Source organism: Falsirhodobacter deserti, assembly GCF_004015795.1.
GTDB classification, from domain to species: Bacteria; Pseudomonadota; Alphaproteobacteria; order Rhodobacterales; family Rhodobacteraceae; genus Falsirhodobacter; species Falsirhodobacter deserti.
The window spans coordinates 18,670-31,754 of record NZ_ML137219.1 but is presented as its reverse complement, the minus strand read 5'-3'; the positions used below and the strand labels follow the sequence as shown (position 1 = coordinate 31,754).

Sequence of the window (13,085 nt, the reverse complement as noted above, 5' to 3'; positions counted from 1 at the left end):
GAAGCGGACCCTGCGCAAGCTTGCGGCGGGAGGGGCACAAACAAATTCGCGCCGGATCGCCAAGCTGGGCCTGGCGAAACCGGCGCGAAGGGAAAGGGCCGCGCGAACGGCCCCGGATCAGGCGTTCTTGTTGTCTTTCTTCAGCTCTTCCTTGGCGCCTTCGACGGCGGCTTCGGCAACGTGCTGGACTTTTTCGGCAACGGTGCTGCCCTTCTCGTCGGGAACCAGACCTTCGTCCTGCGCCGTGTGCGAGGCGGCGTTCAGGCCGGCCTCGGCCGCGGCGGTGGCGCGTTCCTTCAGCTCGCTCGCCATGTCGCGGGCGCCTTCGGCAAGGCGGTCATGGCTCGGGCCAAGCCAGCGGTTCTCGGCGTTGGACTTGGGCAGTGCGGCACCCAGAACGGCACCGGCAACCAGGGCGACAGCGCCGAAGATCAACGGTTGCGCGCTGACCTGCTGGGAGGCGCGGCTGGACAGGTCCGAAACGCGCGTGCGGGTGCTTTCGTAGCGATCCGCCAGCGAATGACGCGTGTTGTCATAGCGCTCGGACAGGTTGTCGCGCGCGGCGTGCAGCTTTTCGGAAGCGGCGTTCGTGTACTGGTTTACGCCGTCCTTCGCCTTGTCGCTGTAATCATGCGCGCCCTGCTGCGCCTGACCGGCAAAGCCCTGAACCCGCCCCTTGTACTCGCGCACCCGTGCGCCCACGCCCGAACGGCCACCGGCCACGGAAGAGCTGTTCATGGAATCCTGCGGGCCGTAATTGTCGGGATGGCGGCGTGCGATGCCCGTTGCAAGGCAGGCAAGGCCCAGGCCGATCAGCCCGAAGGCCACCGGGTTCGCATTGACCTGCCGGCCGGCCGCTTCCAGCGTGCCGCGCGCATCGTTGATGCCGACATAGCGGCTGACATCGTTCATGATGCCTTGCACCGAGGCCTTGTCGCGCAGCGCGTTCAGCGTGCCCTCGACATTGGCGCGGTTGGCTTCGACCTCTGCTTCGATGGATTTGGGGGACTCGCTCATTTCAACTGCTCCTTCACAAGACGGGTATCGCGGCTGGTCTGCTCGAGGCTGCGTTCGGGCATCAGCGCTTTGGTGGACAGGTCCTTGCGGCCGCGGGTGATCAGCAGCCCGCCGATCACGAACAGCACGACACCGACGATGACCGAGGCCCAGCCCGGCCCGACCCAATGCGCCAGCGCAACGACCAGGGCCTGAAGCAGGACGATTGCGGCCAGCAGCAGGATGATCCCGCCGGCAACGACCATCTCGGCGCCATGGGCCACGCGGCGGCCTGCTTCGGTGATCTCGGCACGGACAAGACGGCCTTCGCTTCGGACCAGGTCGGACAGGTCATGGACCAGATCCGCAATCAGATCCGTCAGCGACCGGTTGTCCTGCGGGGGACGTTGGTCAAAGCTTGCCATTATCCGTCTCCTTTTTCGGGGAAACATAGCCCGGCGTGGCCGAAGTGGCGGGCTTGACAGGCGACGGTTCCGTCACGCCAGCCGTACGGACCGAAGGGGTTGCGCCCATGCCTGCGGATGCCGGCGTGCTGGATGCGGGTGTTGCCGTGGTCGGGGCGGGTGTCGCGGGGGCCGGCGGCTTCGGCGTGGAGGTGGACATCGGCGCGGGTACCGGCGCGGCATAGGGCGATGCGCCATATGTCGACTGCGGCTCGCGGTCCGAACGCACGTTCTTTGTCGAGGCGGTCAGCACGCGGCCAAGGGCAAGGCCCGCAATCAGGCAGCCGCCGACAAAGATCGCCGGGTTGGCGCGGGCGTAATCGGAAACGGCACGGCCCATGTCATCGACCGAACGGTTCTCCAGCTCCTCGCTCAGATCCTCGATCAGGTCGGCGCCCTTGGAGATAAGGCCGGCAGGTGCCGTGACGCCTTCGGATTCCTGTTCTTCCGAAGCGTGGCGCAGGGACTTGGCGATGGTGCGCAGCTCGTCTCCCATGCCGGACTTGCGGCGCTCCAGCTCGCTCGTAACGGCGTTCATCAGGTTGCTGCTGGCATTCTGGCGCAGGCGGGCGCTGCTGTCATGCAGGCGTTCCTTCGCGTCCTGGTATTCGTGCTGGGCGCGGTTCTTCAGCTTGTCGGTCGAATGATCCGGTGTGTCAGAATAGGTCATTTCTTCTTCCTTTCCGTTGTTGGATCGGTGGCCCTCCGGGCCAGTTGTCGTTTTGGCGCCGGGGGCCGCCCGGTCCGGTTTCGGCGGCGCGTCGGAAAAAACGTTGGCGCGGTTTTCCGGATCTTTCGGCAGCGGGGACCGGTCGGTCGGGGTGGCCATCGTCGTCTCCTTCCGGGGCACAACGGGATTCACGGTCCCGTGTTCCGTCGCCTTGTTCATCCGTTGCCCATCGCGCCGAAAATCCATGCAAGGATCAGTGCCAGAAGGATGATTCCGGCAATCGCGAAGAGGAAGCGCCCCTTGTCGCGCTGACGCAGTTCGGGGTTGCGATCCTTGCGCCCGGCCGACGGATCATCGCCGCGGGTGGTTTCGTGCTGTGCTGCCATGCGGATCTGTTCGGGCGTGTTCGGCGTGCCTGCGGCTTCGTCATCCGTGCCCAGCGGGGACATCGCGGGATCGGAGAAATTCACCTTATCGCCGGAGCGGCCTGAATCGATGTCGCTGCGCAGCCGGTCGGTCGTGGGGGTCTTCATCGTCCACTCCTGTCTTGACGGGCGCGGTTGATTGCGCTGGTGGCAGGTAAACGGTTGCAGGGGCTGGCTTGTTCCGCCGCGCCCCGAACATCCCCTTGCCGGTGGGGGAGGAACCTGATGGAACAGGCCCGCATCCCGGGACAGGAGAAGCCATGCCTCCCGTTTCCGCCCCCGCCCGGCATGAGCTTTCCGCTGGAGGGCATCACGCCTTCTGATGGAACTGCAGCGCGACGCACGGCGATCGCAGCGCTTGCGTGCCCGCGACACTGCCGCCGGGCTGTTGGCCGGGCTGTTGGCATCGCGCCGCGGCGCCCCCATATGCTGGCATTCAGGGCATGCAGCCCCTGACGGAAAAGGATACCACGATGCAAACAATCGGATATGCCGCGAAAAGCAGCACGGCCCCGCTTGAACCCTACACATTCGAGCGGCGCGCCCTGCGCCCCGAGGATGTGGCAATGGAGATCCTGTATTGCGGCGTGTGCCATTCGGACCTGCACACCGCCCGCAACGACTGGGGCGGCGATACCTATCCCATCGTGCCGGGCCATGAAATCGTCGGCCGCGTGACCGAGGTGGGCGCAGCCGTGACGGACTACAAGGTGGGCGATCACGTTGCCGTCGGCTGCATGGTCGACAGCTGCCTGCATTGCGACCAGTGCAATTCGGGCGAAGAACAATATTGCCGCGAGGGCATGACCCAGACCTATGGCAGCCCCGACCGCCAATCGGGCGAGATCACGATGGGCGGCTATGCCAAGCACCTGATCGTCCGCGAGGAGTTCGTTCTGCGCCTGCCCGAGGGGCTGGACCTTGCCCGCGCCGCGCCGCTGCTGTGCGCCGGCATCACCACCTATTCGCCGCTGCGCACCTTTGGCGTGGGTCCGGGCAGCCGCGTGGCCGTTGTGGGCATGGGCGGGCTTGGCCACATGGCGATCAAGCTGGCCGTCGCGCTTGGCGCGCATGTCACGGTGATCTCGCGCTCTCCGTCCAAGGAAGGGGATGCGCTGGAACTGGGCGCACATGCTTTCCTCATCTCCTCGGACGCGGATGCGATGGCGCAGGCAGCTTCGGGCTTTGACGTCATCATCGACACTGTGCCCGTGAAGCACGACCTGAACCCCTATCTGCCGCTGCTGGACGTGGATGGCACGCTGTGCATCGTCGGCCAGGTTGGCCCGATGGACGAGATGGTGACCGTGCCGATGCTGATGGGCCGCCGCCGCGTTGCAGGGTCGCTGATCGGCGGGATCGCCGAAACGCAGGAAATGCTGGATTTCTGCGGCCGCATGAACATCCTGCCCGAATGCGAGATGATCCGCATGGACCAGATCAACGAAGCGTTCGAACGGATGGACCGCGCCGACGTCCGCTATCGTTTCGTGATCGACATGGCGTCGCTGGACGCCGCCTGAAGAAGAAAGGCCCGCCGGATCGGCGGGCCTTTTCAGATCAGAAGATCAGGGCCAGAAGCCCGATAACCACCAGAAGGCCGATCAGGAAGATCACGCCGATGGTGCCGCCGATGAACTTGAACATGGTATCCTCGCGGTTGCAGCTTTCCCTTTTCAACGTGATGCGGGATCGCCTCGTTCCGCCGGCATGGCAAAAAACCTCAGCCCATCATCCAGTCGGGCAGGGCGGTCGCGATTTCCGGCACCAGCGACAGGATCACCAGCGCCGCGATCATCGCCAGCCAGAACGGCAGGACACCACGATAAATCTCGGCCTGCGGAACGTGGCGGGCCACCGAATGGACGATGAACACGTTCATGCCCACGGGCGGTGAAAGCAGCCCCATTTCCAGCACGATCATCACGATCACGCCGAACCAGATCGGATCGAAGCCCTGCGCCACGATGACGGGGAAGAAGATCGGCAGCGTCAGCACCAGCATGGCAAAACCGTCCATGAACATGCCCAGCAGCAGATAGCACAGGACGATCAGTGCAAGGATGCCGAAGGGCGGCAGCCCGCTGGCCGTCAGCGCATCGCCCACCCATTGCGGAATATGGCTGAGGGCAAGGAACGGGTTCACCAGATGCGCCGCGATCAGGATCAGCATCACGCTGGCCGAGGTCATGGCGCTGTCGCGCCCGCAGGTCCACAGGGTTTTCAGCCCGATCTCGTGCCGGGCAAGGCCCAGAAGCGCCAGCAGACCGGCGCCCACCGCCGCCGATTCCACGGGCGAGAAGATCCCGAGGTAAAGGCCGCCGATGGTGATGGCGATGATCGCCAGCCCCGGCAGCGCGGCCACCAGCGCGCCGCGCATATCGGCGGTACGCTCGCCCGCGGGGCCGGCGGCGGGGTTCAGCCAGCACAGGATCGCCACCGTCAGCATGAACAGCGACAACAGCATCAGCCCCGGCAGAAAGCCCGCAAGAAACAGCCGCCCGATGGATTGTTCCGTCAGCAGCGCATAGATCACAAGCCCGGTGGAGGGCGGGATCAGGATGCCCAGCGTGCCGCCCGCCGCGACCGTGGCCGTGGCAAGGCGCGGGGAATAGCGGTAGCGGGCCATCTCGTCCATCGACACGCGTCCCATCGTCAGCGCCGATGCGATGGACGATCCGCACAGCGCCGCGAATGCCCCGCAGCCCACCAGCGTGGACATGGCAAGCCCGCCACGGAAGCGCCCCACCAGCGCATAGGCGGCTGCGTAAAGCTGCGCACTCATCCCCGAGCGGGAGGCGAGGTTGCCCATCAGGATGAACAGCGGAATGACCAGCAGGTCGAACTGCGAGGCGAGGGCGAAGGTTTCCGAGGCCAGAAGCCCAAGCGCCGCCTGCGGGCCGGACAGGAAGGAAATGCCCGCAAAGCCCACCGCGAACATGGCAAAGGCAACGGGCACGCGCAGCAGGATCAGCGCCAGAAGCGCCACGATGCCGGAAAGGCCGGCAAGGGTTTCAGTCATCGTGATCTCCGGTGGCCGCAAGCAGAACGGCGTTCAGCGCGGCGATCAGGGCAAAGGCGGCCAGCGCATACTGGAACGGCGCGCGCGGCAGCCCAAGGATGTTGGTGCCCAGCGACAGCATCGAGGACAGCGCCGCCGCATCCCAAAGCGTCCATGCCAGCGTGGCATAGATCGCGGCCCCCAGCAGCAGCGACAGGCGGCTGACGGCGCGGCGCACCGCGCGGGGCATCGCAGGTTTCAGAAGGTCCACGCGGATCTGCCCGTTCTGCCGGTCCAGCGCGGCAACGGTGCCGAAGGTGATCAGCACCATCGCCATCTGCGCCACATCCTGCGCACCGAACAGCGGATGGCCCGCCGCTCGGCCCAGCACGTCGATCAGCAGCATGGCCGTCACCGCCAGCAGCACCGCGCCCGACAGCGCGGCGCTTATGCGCGACAGCCAGGCCATCATTCGCCGCCCTGCATCGTGGCCAGTGCCTTGGCTGCGCCCGCATCCGCAACCATCTTTTCGGTCAGCGGCAGCAGGATGTCGTTAAAGGCCGCGATCTCTGCCTCTGTCAGGTCGGTCACGATGGCCGGATCGCGTTCGCGCAGCGCGGCGATGGCGGCCTCGCCCTTGGCATTCCATGCCGCCTCGGCCTGCCGCGAAAGTTCACGGCCCGACGCGCCGACCAGAGCATCCCGCTGGTCCTGCGGCAGCGCCTTCATCTTCGCGGCACTGGCCACGACGAAGAAGGACTGGTTGCCCAGCGGGATGCCCAGCGTCACGTGGCCCAGAACCTCGTCAAAGCGGAAATCGGCGATGGCGCTGGACCCGGTGATCAGCCCGTCCACAAGGCCCGTCTGCATCGCGTTGTAAACGTCACCGGCCGAAAGCTGCACCGGCACCGCGCCAAGCGCTTCCACCGCGCGGGCAGTCGTTGCGCCCGACACGCGGATCTTCAGGCCGCGCAGGTCGGCGGGCGTGCGCACCACCTTGCTGCGCAGGATCAGCACGGCGGGTTCGGCCGTCCACAGCGCCAGCGGTTCGGTTGCGGGATATTCCCGTGCCAGCAGCCCCGCATCCCAGCCGTTCCACAGGAAGTCGGCCCCCGTCATGCCTTCGGGCAGCGCGCCCGGCAGTTCCGTCAGCATCGACAGCGGAAACTGCGAGGAGGTATAGCCCTGGATGCCCCAGGCGATATCCGCCACGCCCTGAACCACGCGCACATACTGATCGGCCGGCCCGGCGCCCAGCTTGCCCGCGGGATAGGTTTCGATCACCAGCCCCGTGGGCGCGGCGGCCTCGGTCAGCGGCTGCACGATGGCTTCGGTCAGCGTGTGGGTGGGGGCCACGAAATGAGCGAACTTCATCGTTTCGGCCATCGCGGGGGCGGCAAGGAACAGGGCAGCGGCGGCCAGCGCCGGTTTGAACAGCTTCGGCATCATGATATCCTTTGAAAAAGGGCAGCCGTTCGGCTGCCCTGTCTGATAGGTCCGGAAACGCTTCCGGAAGGATCAGTTCTCGTTCCAGATGGCCTGTGCGGTGTTGACCACCAGCTCCAGCTTGCGCTTCTGGTCGTCCTCGGTGATGGCGTTGCCATGCTCGGTCGAGGCGAAGCCGCATTGGGGCGCGATGCCCAGCTGGTCCAGATCCACGAATTTCGAAGCCTCGTCGAATTTCGATTTCAGCCAGTCGGCGCTTTCCAGCTCGCCCGTCTTGGTGGTGATGAAACCGGCCATGACGCGCTTGTGGCCCTTGGGCAGCAGCTTCAGCGGCTCCAGCCCGCCGGCGCGTTCGGTGTCGTATTCCATGAAATACACATCGACCGAGGTGCGGTTGAAGATCGCATCCGCCGCCACGTCATAGCCGCCTTCGGCCACGTGCGAGGAGCGGAAGTTGCCCCGGCACATGTGCATGCCGATGACCATGTCCTCGGGGCGGTCCTTGATGGATTCTTCAAGCATCCAGGAATAGCGGTCGATCAGCCAGTCGGGATCCTGACCCATCGCCTTGCGCTGCTCGCGCTGGTTGGCATCGCCCAGATAGGCGAAGAAGATGTCGTCCAGCTGAAGATAGCGGCAGCCCGCGTCATAGAATGCCTGCACGGCTTTCTTGTAGGTTGCGGCGATATCCTCGAACAGCTTGTCGGCGTCCTTGTAGGCATCGTACTCGATGTTCTCCGGCTCCATCCGGAAGTGGCAGGCCGACGGGCCGGGGATGGAGATTTTCGGCGCCTCGCCCGCCTGGGCAAGGTTCTTCACGAAGGTGAAATGCTCGATCATCGGGTGATCGGCGGGAAAATCCAGCGGTCCGGTCAGGTGCGCCTCGATCGGGGGGGTCTTGTGTTCGGTCTTGAAGGGCAGGCTGCGGCTGGAGGGTTTCATGTCCAGACCGGTCAGCATGCCCATGAAATCATAGTGCCAGAAGGCGCGGCGGGCTTCGCCGTCGGTCACCACCTTCATGCCCGCCTCGCGCTGAAGCTGCACCAGATCGCGGATGCCCTTGTCTTCCTCGATCCGCAGATCGGCGGCGGGAACGTTGGCCGCGCGGGCGACCGCCACGTTCTTGGGCCGCAGGAGCGAGCCGACGTGATCGGCGCGGAACGGCGCGGTGCGGGCGGGACGGTTTGCGGAAGCGGTCATTGGCAGGCCTTCGGTCTTGGAACATGGCGGGACGGGCAGTGGCCGCCCCGAAGCTGCGGCAACCATCCACGCGCGGGCGCGTGATGTCAATTTGCTTTGCCCTTCATAATTTTCATGAAGATGATGAAGGTGGCGCATGTCGCGGCGTGCCGGATGCCGAACCGCCCGCCGCATTGCCCAAGGCGCAGGCGGTTTGCGAAGATATGACGGGGCGGCGGATGTGCAGCATAATCTTCCTTGGCCACTTCGTCATTCGGCACGATGTGGCGGCACCGCTGGTATAGGGTGGGCCGACAGCATGCATCAGGGGCAGGGCGGAATGGAAAATCTGGGCGCTATCGGAACGTTTCCGCCGCTGAAGGTGGATTCCTATGAGGCCAGCGTCGGGCCGCTTGGCCTTGGGCAGCGTCACCTGCTGCATGAACTGACGGTGGGCGTTCTGTGGCCCCATCGCCCCGATGATCTGGACCTGTTCCTTTCGCTGGGCAAGGGCCGGCTGGCGGTGGACGAGATCGGCCGCCCGCTTGCCTCGGGGATGTATTTCCCGATGGGGGAAGATTTCGCCATGCTGGGCATGATGGTGACGGTGCCGCGATTGCAGGCGCAGGGGGCGGGGCGGGCGCTTCTGGCGGGGATGATGCAGGATTGCGCGGGGCGGGATCTGCGCCTCAGCGCGACGCGGTCGGGATACCGGCTGTATCAGGCGGCGGGCTTTGTGCCGGTGGCCACGATCCGGCAGCAGCAGGGCATCGCGGTGCCGTTCGATGCACCCGCCGACCTGCCCGGCCTGACGATCCGGCCGTTGACGCAGGCCGACACTCCGGCCCTGCACGCGCTGGATGCCCATGCCTTCGGTGCGCCGCGGGGTGCGGTGGTGGATGCGCTGCTGGCGCTTTCGACCGGCGTCGTGGCCGAGCGGGACGGAAAGCCTTGCGGCTTCGCCCTGCTGCGCCCCTTCGGAAAAGGCGTGGTGATCGGCCCGATGGCGGCAGAGGATGATGCGATGGCGATCCGCCTTGCCGCCCCCCTGATCCGGCAGTCCGAAGGGCGGTTCGTTCGTCTTGATACACCCGTGGACAGCGAGCGTTTCGTTGCGTTCCTGCGCGGCGCCGGCCTTGCCGATTACGACACGGTGACGGAGATGCGGATCGGCCCCCACCGCCGCGCGGCGGAAGGGGCCGTGACCTATGCGCTCGCCGCCCACTCCCTGGGCTAGGACAGGCGATCCTTCAGCCCGAACCACATCCCGACCAGCGGCAGGAACCAAGGCTTGCCGCTGTGGGCCGGGATGGCAGGCCAGTCCAGCCCTTCAAGCGGATTCGTGCCCTTGCGCCCCAGTGCCAGATCGGCCAGCGCATGCCCCAGCAGGGTGGACATCTGCGCCCCGTGGCCCGAATATCCCATGCCGAAGATCATGCCATCGGCCTGCCCCGCACGGGGGAAGCGGTCCTTCGTCATGTCCACCAGCCCGCCCCAGCAGTAATCGATCCGCACATCGGCCAGATGCGGGAAGATCGCCGCCATCGACCGGCGCAGGATACGGCCCGATTTCGCGTCCGAGCTTTGGTCCGAACTGGCCGAAAACCGCGCCCGCCCGCCGAAGATCAGGCGCCTGTCGGGCGAAAGGCGGAAATAGTTGCCGATGTTCAGTGACGTGACGCAGGTCCGGTCGCCCGGAAGGGTTGCGGCAACCTCGGCCTCGGTCAGGGGGCGGGTGGCGATGATGAACGATCCCACGGGGATGATGCGGCGGCGGAACCACGCAAAGGGGGGCGTGCGGCCATAAGCGCCCGTTGCGGCGATCACGCGGCTGGCGCGGATGCGGCCGCGGGGGGTGGTCAGCTCCCACCCCTCGGCCAGCTTGGTGCGGGCGGTGACGCGGGCGTTTTCCCAGATCGTCGCGCCATGGCGCTGCGCCGCCTGCGCAAGGCCGGTGACATAGCGGCCCATATGCATCATGGCCGACTTTTCATACAGGATCGCGCCGTGAAAGCCGGTGCCGCCGATTTCTGCCGCAAGGTCACGCTTGTCCAGCCAGCGGGTCTCGGGGTCCACCTCGCGGCGGATCAGCTCGTGATTGGCGCGAAGGCCGGCGACGTGGCTTTCCTTGGAGGCCAGCTTCAGCTTGCCCGCGCGGCGGAAGTCGCAGTCGATGCCTTCATCCGCCACCAGCGCCTCGATCATGTCGATGGAACGGTCATAGGCGCGGTAAAGCGCATGGGCGCGCGCATCGCCCAGATGCGCCTTGGCAGCGGCAAAGCCGTGGGCGATGCCGTTGTTCAGATGCCCGCCATTGCGCCCCGAAGCGCCCGATCCGACATGGCCCGCCTCCAGCACGGCGACGCGCACGCCTTCGCGGGCCAGCGCAAGCGCGGCCGACAGGCCGGTGAAGCCTGCGCCCACCACGGCCACGTCAACCTGCCCGTCGACCGGCCCCGCCGCACCATGCACGAAGGGCGGGGCGCTTGCATGCCAATAGGATGCGTATTCCATCGCCTACAGCCCGACGGTGCCGGCAAGGCCCGAGATGTCCGCAATCTCCACGTATCCGTAATAGGGGTTGGCCGGTTCATGCCCCCGGTTGACCCAGACCTTGTTGCGGATGCCCAGATCATGCGCCGTCATCAGGTCGTACCGGAACGAGGAGGAGACGTGCAGCACATCCTCGGGCCCGCAGCCAAGTTCGTCGAACATGTATTCGAACGGGCGCATCTGCGGCTTGTAGGCCCCTGCGCTTTCGGCGGTGAAGGTATGGGCGATGGGCGCGCCCAGCCGGGCGATGTTGTGCGGGATCTGCGCGTTCATGGAATTGGTCAGCGCGACCAGCGGGATCTTGTCCGCCACCTTTGCCAGCCCTTCCGGCACGTCCGGATGCGGCCCCCATGTGGGCACGCGAGCATAGATGTCCTGCGCCACGGCCGGATCGAAGGCGATGCCGTTGCGCTTGCAGGTGCGTTCCAGCGCGTTGTGCACCACCTCGGCATAGGGTTTCCACGCGCCCAGAACCTCGTCCAGGCGGAAGGCGGAAAAGTCGGCGATGAAGGCGTCCATCTTCGCGCCGGGCAGCTGGGCCGCGTAATGGTCGCGCGCGGCGCCGGCCATGTCGAAGAAGATCATCGTGCCGTGGCAGTCGAAGGTGATGAATTTGGGGCGGAAGGTCATCGCGTTCTCCGGAGGTATCCTTGCCCCATCAGCATCCGCCGCGCGGCGCGACAGGGATTGCCGCAGATGCGGCTTTTGGCGCACGAAATTGCGTATCGCGCATGTCCGGCGGCAGGGGATGCCGCCATGCCCGTCAGAACGGTGCCCGCGCGGGTGCTGTGCGCGCCATGCTTGAGGCCATACGCATTTCACAAAACGGAACACGCCGATGACCTTGTTGAAGCCGATCGACACCGCCCCCGATTTCCCCCCGCGCGAGGATGTCGCCGCGCCCGACCGGCTGATCGAAGGTGCGCCCGCCTTCAAGACATGGGCGCTGGACGAGGTGCCGCTGGGCAACTGGTCGAAGATCCGCACCGGCATCTGGGAAGCGACCCCCGGCACCACCCGATCCGTCAAGGGCGAGGCGCTGGAGATCTGCCACATCCTTTCGGGCATCGTGGAGCTGACCGAAGAGGGCGGGGAAACGCGCCGCTTCACCGCGGGCGATACCTTCCTGATGAAGCCCGGCTTCAGGGGCATCTGGAAAACGATCGAAACGGTGCGGAAGATCTATGTCTTCGCCGATTGAGATCCTTTCGCGGCTTGTCGGGTTTCCCAGTGTCGTCGGCACGCCGAACGGGGCGATCATGGGGTTCGTGCAGGATTACCTGCGCGGCCACGGCATCGCCGCGCGCCTGCTGAAGGGGCCGGAGGGCGACCGGCTGAACCTGTTCGCCACGATCGGCGATCCGTCCCGCGCGGGCTATGTGCTTTCGGGGCATGTCGATGTTGTTCCGGCGGCAGAGCCTGACTGGCACGCAGATCCCTTCACCCTGCGGGCCGAAGGGGACCGTCTGATCGGGCGCGGGGCCTGCGACATGAAGGGCTTTGTTGCCGCCGTTCTGGCGGCGGTGCCGGATCTGGCCGCGATGCCGCTGGCCGCGCCGATCCATATCGCCCTGTCCTATGACGAGGAGGCGGGCTGCCGCGGCGTGCCCCACCTGATCGCCGCGCTTCCCGATCTTTGCGCGCCGCCCGCAGGCTGCATCGTGGGGGAGCCGACTGGCCTGGTTCCCGTGCTGGCCCACAAGGGCAAGGCGGCGCTGCGGCTGGTGGCGCAGGGACGGGCGGGCCACAGCTCGCGCCCCGATCTGGGGATGAACGCGATCCATGCGCTTCTGCCCGCGCTTTCGGCGGCGGCGGATCAGGCGGCGGCCCTGCAATCGGGCCCGCAGGATGCGCGCTTTGCGCCGCCATGGTCCAGCCTTCAGATCGGCACGGTGAAAGGCGGGCAGGCGATAAACATCATCCCCGACCATGCCGAGGCCGAGATCGAGGCCCGCGCCATCGCGGGCGTGGACCCGAAGGAGGTTCTGGCGCCGGTGATCGCCGCCGCGGGCGGGTTGCGGGCCGAATGGCTGTCCTCGTATCCCGCGCTGGCCCTGCCGCCCGATCATCCGCTGGCGGCGCTGGCTGCGGAAATCTCGGGGCATGCGCCGCTTGGCGCCGTCAGCTTCGGAACCGAGGCGGGGCTGTTCCAGGCCGCCGGCATCCCTTCCGTGATCTGCGGGCCGGGGGATATCGCCCGCGCCCACCGCCCCGAGGAATACCTGACGCGAACCGAACTGGAAGGCGCGGGCCGGATGATCCGCGCCCTTGGCCGGACGCTTTGCACGGGGGCGGCATAATCTGCGGCAGGCCCCCGTACCGCCCGCAGCAAACTGCCGCCCGCGGCCCCG

Annotated in this window: 15 protein-coding genes; 4 read left to right on the top strand and 11 right to left on the bottom strand. The window is 66.4% G+C overall.

Annotated features, from left to right (window positions below):
• Positions 1-117: 117 nt before the first annotated feature.
• From JX25_RS11695 to JX25_RS11680, 4 genes are read right to left on the bottom strand one after another with little or no spacing between them, the layout of a single operon-like run.
• Entirely contained in the window at positions 118-1,017 is a 900-nt protein-coding gene (locus tag JX25_RS11695) for a DUF3618 domain-containing protein (protein WP_128255298.1), read from the bottom strand.
• Entirely contained in the window at positions 1,014-1,421 is a 408-nt protein-coding gene (locus JX25_RS11690; protein WP_128255297.1) for a phage holin family protein, read from the bottom strand. The genes JX25_RS11695 and JX25_RS11690 overlap by 4 nt, the downstream gene beginning before the upstream one ends.
• Positions 1,408-2,289 (bottom strand): hypothetical protein, encoded by an 882-nt coding sequence (locus JX25_RS11685; RefSeq protein WP_128255296.1) that lies wholly within the window; start codon positions 2,287-2,289, stop codon positions 1,408-1,410. The genes JX25_RS11690 and JX25_RS11685 overlap by 14 nt, the downstream gene beginning before the upstream one ends.
• 56 nt (positions 2,290-2,345) lie before the next feature.
• Positions 2,346-2,663 carry a hypothetical protein gene (locus JX25_RS11680; RefSeq protein WP_128255295.1) on the bottom strand — a complete coding sequence of 106 codons (318 nt, stop codon included), beginning with the start codon at positions 2,661-2,663 and terminating at the stop codon, positions 2,346-2,348.
• A gap of 365 nt (positions 2,664-3,028) precedes the next feature.
• Here JX25_RS11680 and JX25_RS11675 point away from each other — a divergent pair, with 365 nt between their 5' ends.
• Positions 3,029-4,078: an NAD(P)-dependent alcohol dehydrogenase gene (locus JX25_RS11675; protein ID WP_128255294.1), complete on the top strand. Its 1,050-nt coding sequence runs from the start codon at positions 3,029-3,031 to the stop codon at positions 4,076-4,078.
• A gap of 37 nt (positions 4,079-4,115) precedes the next feature.
• Here JX25_RS11675 and JX25_RS15420 read toward each other — a convergent pair whose 3' ends face one another.
• The 5 genes from JX25_RS15420 to JX25_RS11650 all read right to left on the bottom strand — a co-directional run bounded on the left by JX25_RS15420 (position 4,116) and on the right by JX25_RS11650 (position 8,202).
• Positions 4,116-4,235, bottom strand: a complete 120-nt coding sequence (locus JX25_RS15420) for a small membrane protein YohP (RefSeq protein ID WP_479680587.1) — start codon at positions 4,233-4,235, stop codon at positions 4,116-4,118.
• A gap of 43 nt (positions 4,236-4,278) precedes the next feature.
• A complete protein-coding gene (locus JX25_RS11665; protein WP_128255293.1) occupies positions 4,279-5,577 on the bottom strand; it encodes a TRAP transporter large permease in 1,299 nt (432 codons plus the stop codon).
• Positions 5,570-6,025: a TRAP transporter small permease gene (locus JX25_RS11660; protein WP_241557947.1), complete on the bottom strand. Its 456-nt coding sequence runs from the start codon at positions 6,023-6,025 to the stop codon at positions 5,570-5,572. Before JX25_RS11660 ends, JX25_RS11665 begins: the two co-directional genes overlap by 8 nt.
• Positions 6,025-7,002: a TRAP transporter substrate-binding protein gene (locus JX25_RS11655; RefSeq protein ID WP_128255291.1), complete on the bottom strand. Its 978-nt coding sequence runs from the start codon at positions 7,000-7,002 to the stop codon at positions 6,025-6,027. The genes JX25_RS11660 and JX25_RS11655 overlap by 1 nt, the downstream gene beginning before the upstream one ends.
• Before the next feature lie 72 nt (positions 7,003-7,074).
• Positions 7,075-8,202 carry a 5-methyltetrahydropteroyltriglutamate--homocysteine S-methyltransferase gene (locus JX25_RS11650; RefSeq protein ID WP_128255290.1) on the bottom strand — a complete coding sequence of 376 codons (1,128 nt, stop codon included), beginning with the start codon at positions 8,200-8,202 and terminating at the stop codon, positions 7,075-7,077.
• 319 nt (positions 8,203-8,521) lie between these two features.
• Here JX25_RS11650 and JX25_RS11645 point away from each other — a divergent pair, with 319 nt between their 5' ends.
• A complete protein-coding gene (locus tag JX25_RS11645; protein ID WP_164876143.1) occupies positions 8,522-9,418 on the top strand; it encodes a GNAT family N-acetyltransferase in 897 nt (298 codons plus the stop codon).
• Here JX25_RS11645 and JX25_RS11640 read toward each other — a convergent pair.
• On the bottom strand, positions 9,415-10,695 hold the full coding sequence (locus JX25_RS11640) for an NAD(P)/FAD-dependent oxidoreductase (RefSeq protein WP_128255288.1): 1,281 nt from the start codon (positions 10,693-10,695) through the stop codon (positions 9,415-9,417). The genes JX25_RS11645 and JX25_RS11640 overlap by 4 nt on opposite strands.
• A 3-nt stretch (positions 10,696-10,698) precedes the next feature.
• Positions 10,699-11,364: a haloacid dehalogenase type II gene (locus tag JX25_RS11635; RefSeq protein ID WP_128255287.1), complete on the bottom strand. Its 666-nt coding sequence runs from the start codon at positions 11,362-11,364 to the stop codon at positions 10,699-10,701.
• Positions 11,365-11,572: 208 nt separating this feature from the next.
• On the opposite strand from JX25_RS11635, the gene JX25_RS11630 reads away from it, so the two are divergent.
• Together JX25_RS11630 and argE are read left to right on the top strand one after the other, a co-directional pair.
• Positions 11,573-11,935 carry a cupin domain-containing protein gene (locus tag JX25_RS11630; protein WP_128255286.1) on the top strand — a complete coding sequence of 121 codons (363 nt, stop codon included), beginning with the start codon at positions 11,573-11,575 and terminating at the stop codon, positions 11,933-11,935.
• Complete coding sequence (gene argE / locus JX25_RS11625; protein WP_128255285.1) at positions 11,919-13,034, top strand: acetylornithine deacetylase; 1,116 nt, start codon at positions 11,919-11,921, stop codon at positions 13,032-13,034. Before JX25_RS11630 ends, argE begins: the two co-directional genes overlap by 17 nt.
• Positions 13,035-13,085: the final 51 nt, after the last annotated feature.

Coding starts and splice junctions, on each gene's coding strand:
- JX25_RS11665 (WP_128255293.1), bottom strand. CDS start 5,577: ATGACTGAAACCCTTGCCGGCCTTTCCGGCATCGTGGCGCTTCTGGCG.
- JX25_RS11685 (WP_128255296.1), bottom strand. CDS start 2,289: ATGGCCACCCCGACCGACCGGTCCCCGCTGCCGAAAGATCCGGAAAAC.
- JX25_RS11635 (WP_128255287.1), bottom strand. CDS start 11,364: ATGACCTTCCGCCCCAAATTCATCACCTTCGACTGCCACGGCACGATG.
- JX25_RS11660 (WP_241557947.1), bottom strand. CDS start 6,025: ATGGCCTGGCTGTCGCGCATAAGCGCCGCGCTGTCGGGCGCGGTGCTG.
- JX25_RS11640 (WP_128255288.1), bottom strand. CDS start 10,695: ATGGAATACGCATCCTATTGGCATGCAAGCGCCCCGCCCTTCGTGCAT.
- JX25_RS11650 (WP_128255290.1), bottom strand. CDS start 8,202: ATGACCGCTTCCGCAAACCGTCCCGCCCGCACCGCGCCGTTCCGCGCC.
- JX25_RS11630 (WP_128255286.1), top strand. CDS start 11,573: ATGACCTTGTTGAAGCCGATCGACACCGCCCCCGATTTCCCCCCGCGC.
- JX25_RS11690 (WP_128255297.1), bottom strand. CDS start 1,421: ATGGCAAGCTTTGACCAACGTCCCCCGCAGGACAACCGGTCGCTGACG.
- JX25_RS11655 (WP_128255291.1), bottom strand. CDS start 7,002: ATGCCGAAGCTGTTCAAACCGGCGCTGGCCGCCGCTGCCCTGTTCCTT.
- JX25_RS11675 (WP_128255294.1), top strand. CDS start 3,029: ATGCAAACAATCGGATATGCCGCGAAAAGCAGCACGGCCCCGCTTGAA.
- argE (WP_128255285.1), top strand. CDS start 11,919: ATGTCTTCGCCGATTGAGATCCTTTCGCGGCTTGTCGGGTTTCCCAGT.
- JX25_RS11695 (WP_128255298.1), bottom strand. CDS start 1,017: ATGAGCGAGTCCCCCAAATCCATCGAAGCAGAGGTCGAAGCCAACCGC.
- JX25_RS11645 (WP_164876143.1), top strand. CDS start 8,522: ATGGAAAATCTGGGCGCTATCGGAACGTTTCCGCCGCTGAAGGTGGAT.
- JX25_RS11680 (WP_128255295.1), bottom strand. CDS start 2,663: ATGAAGACCCCCACGACCGACCGGCTGCGCAGCGACATCGATTCAGGC.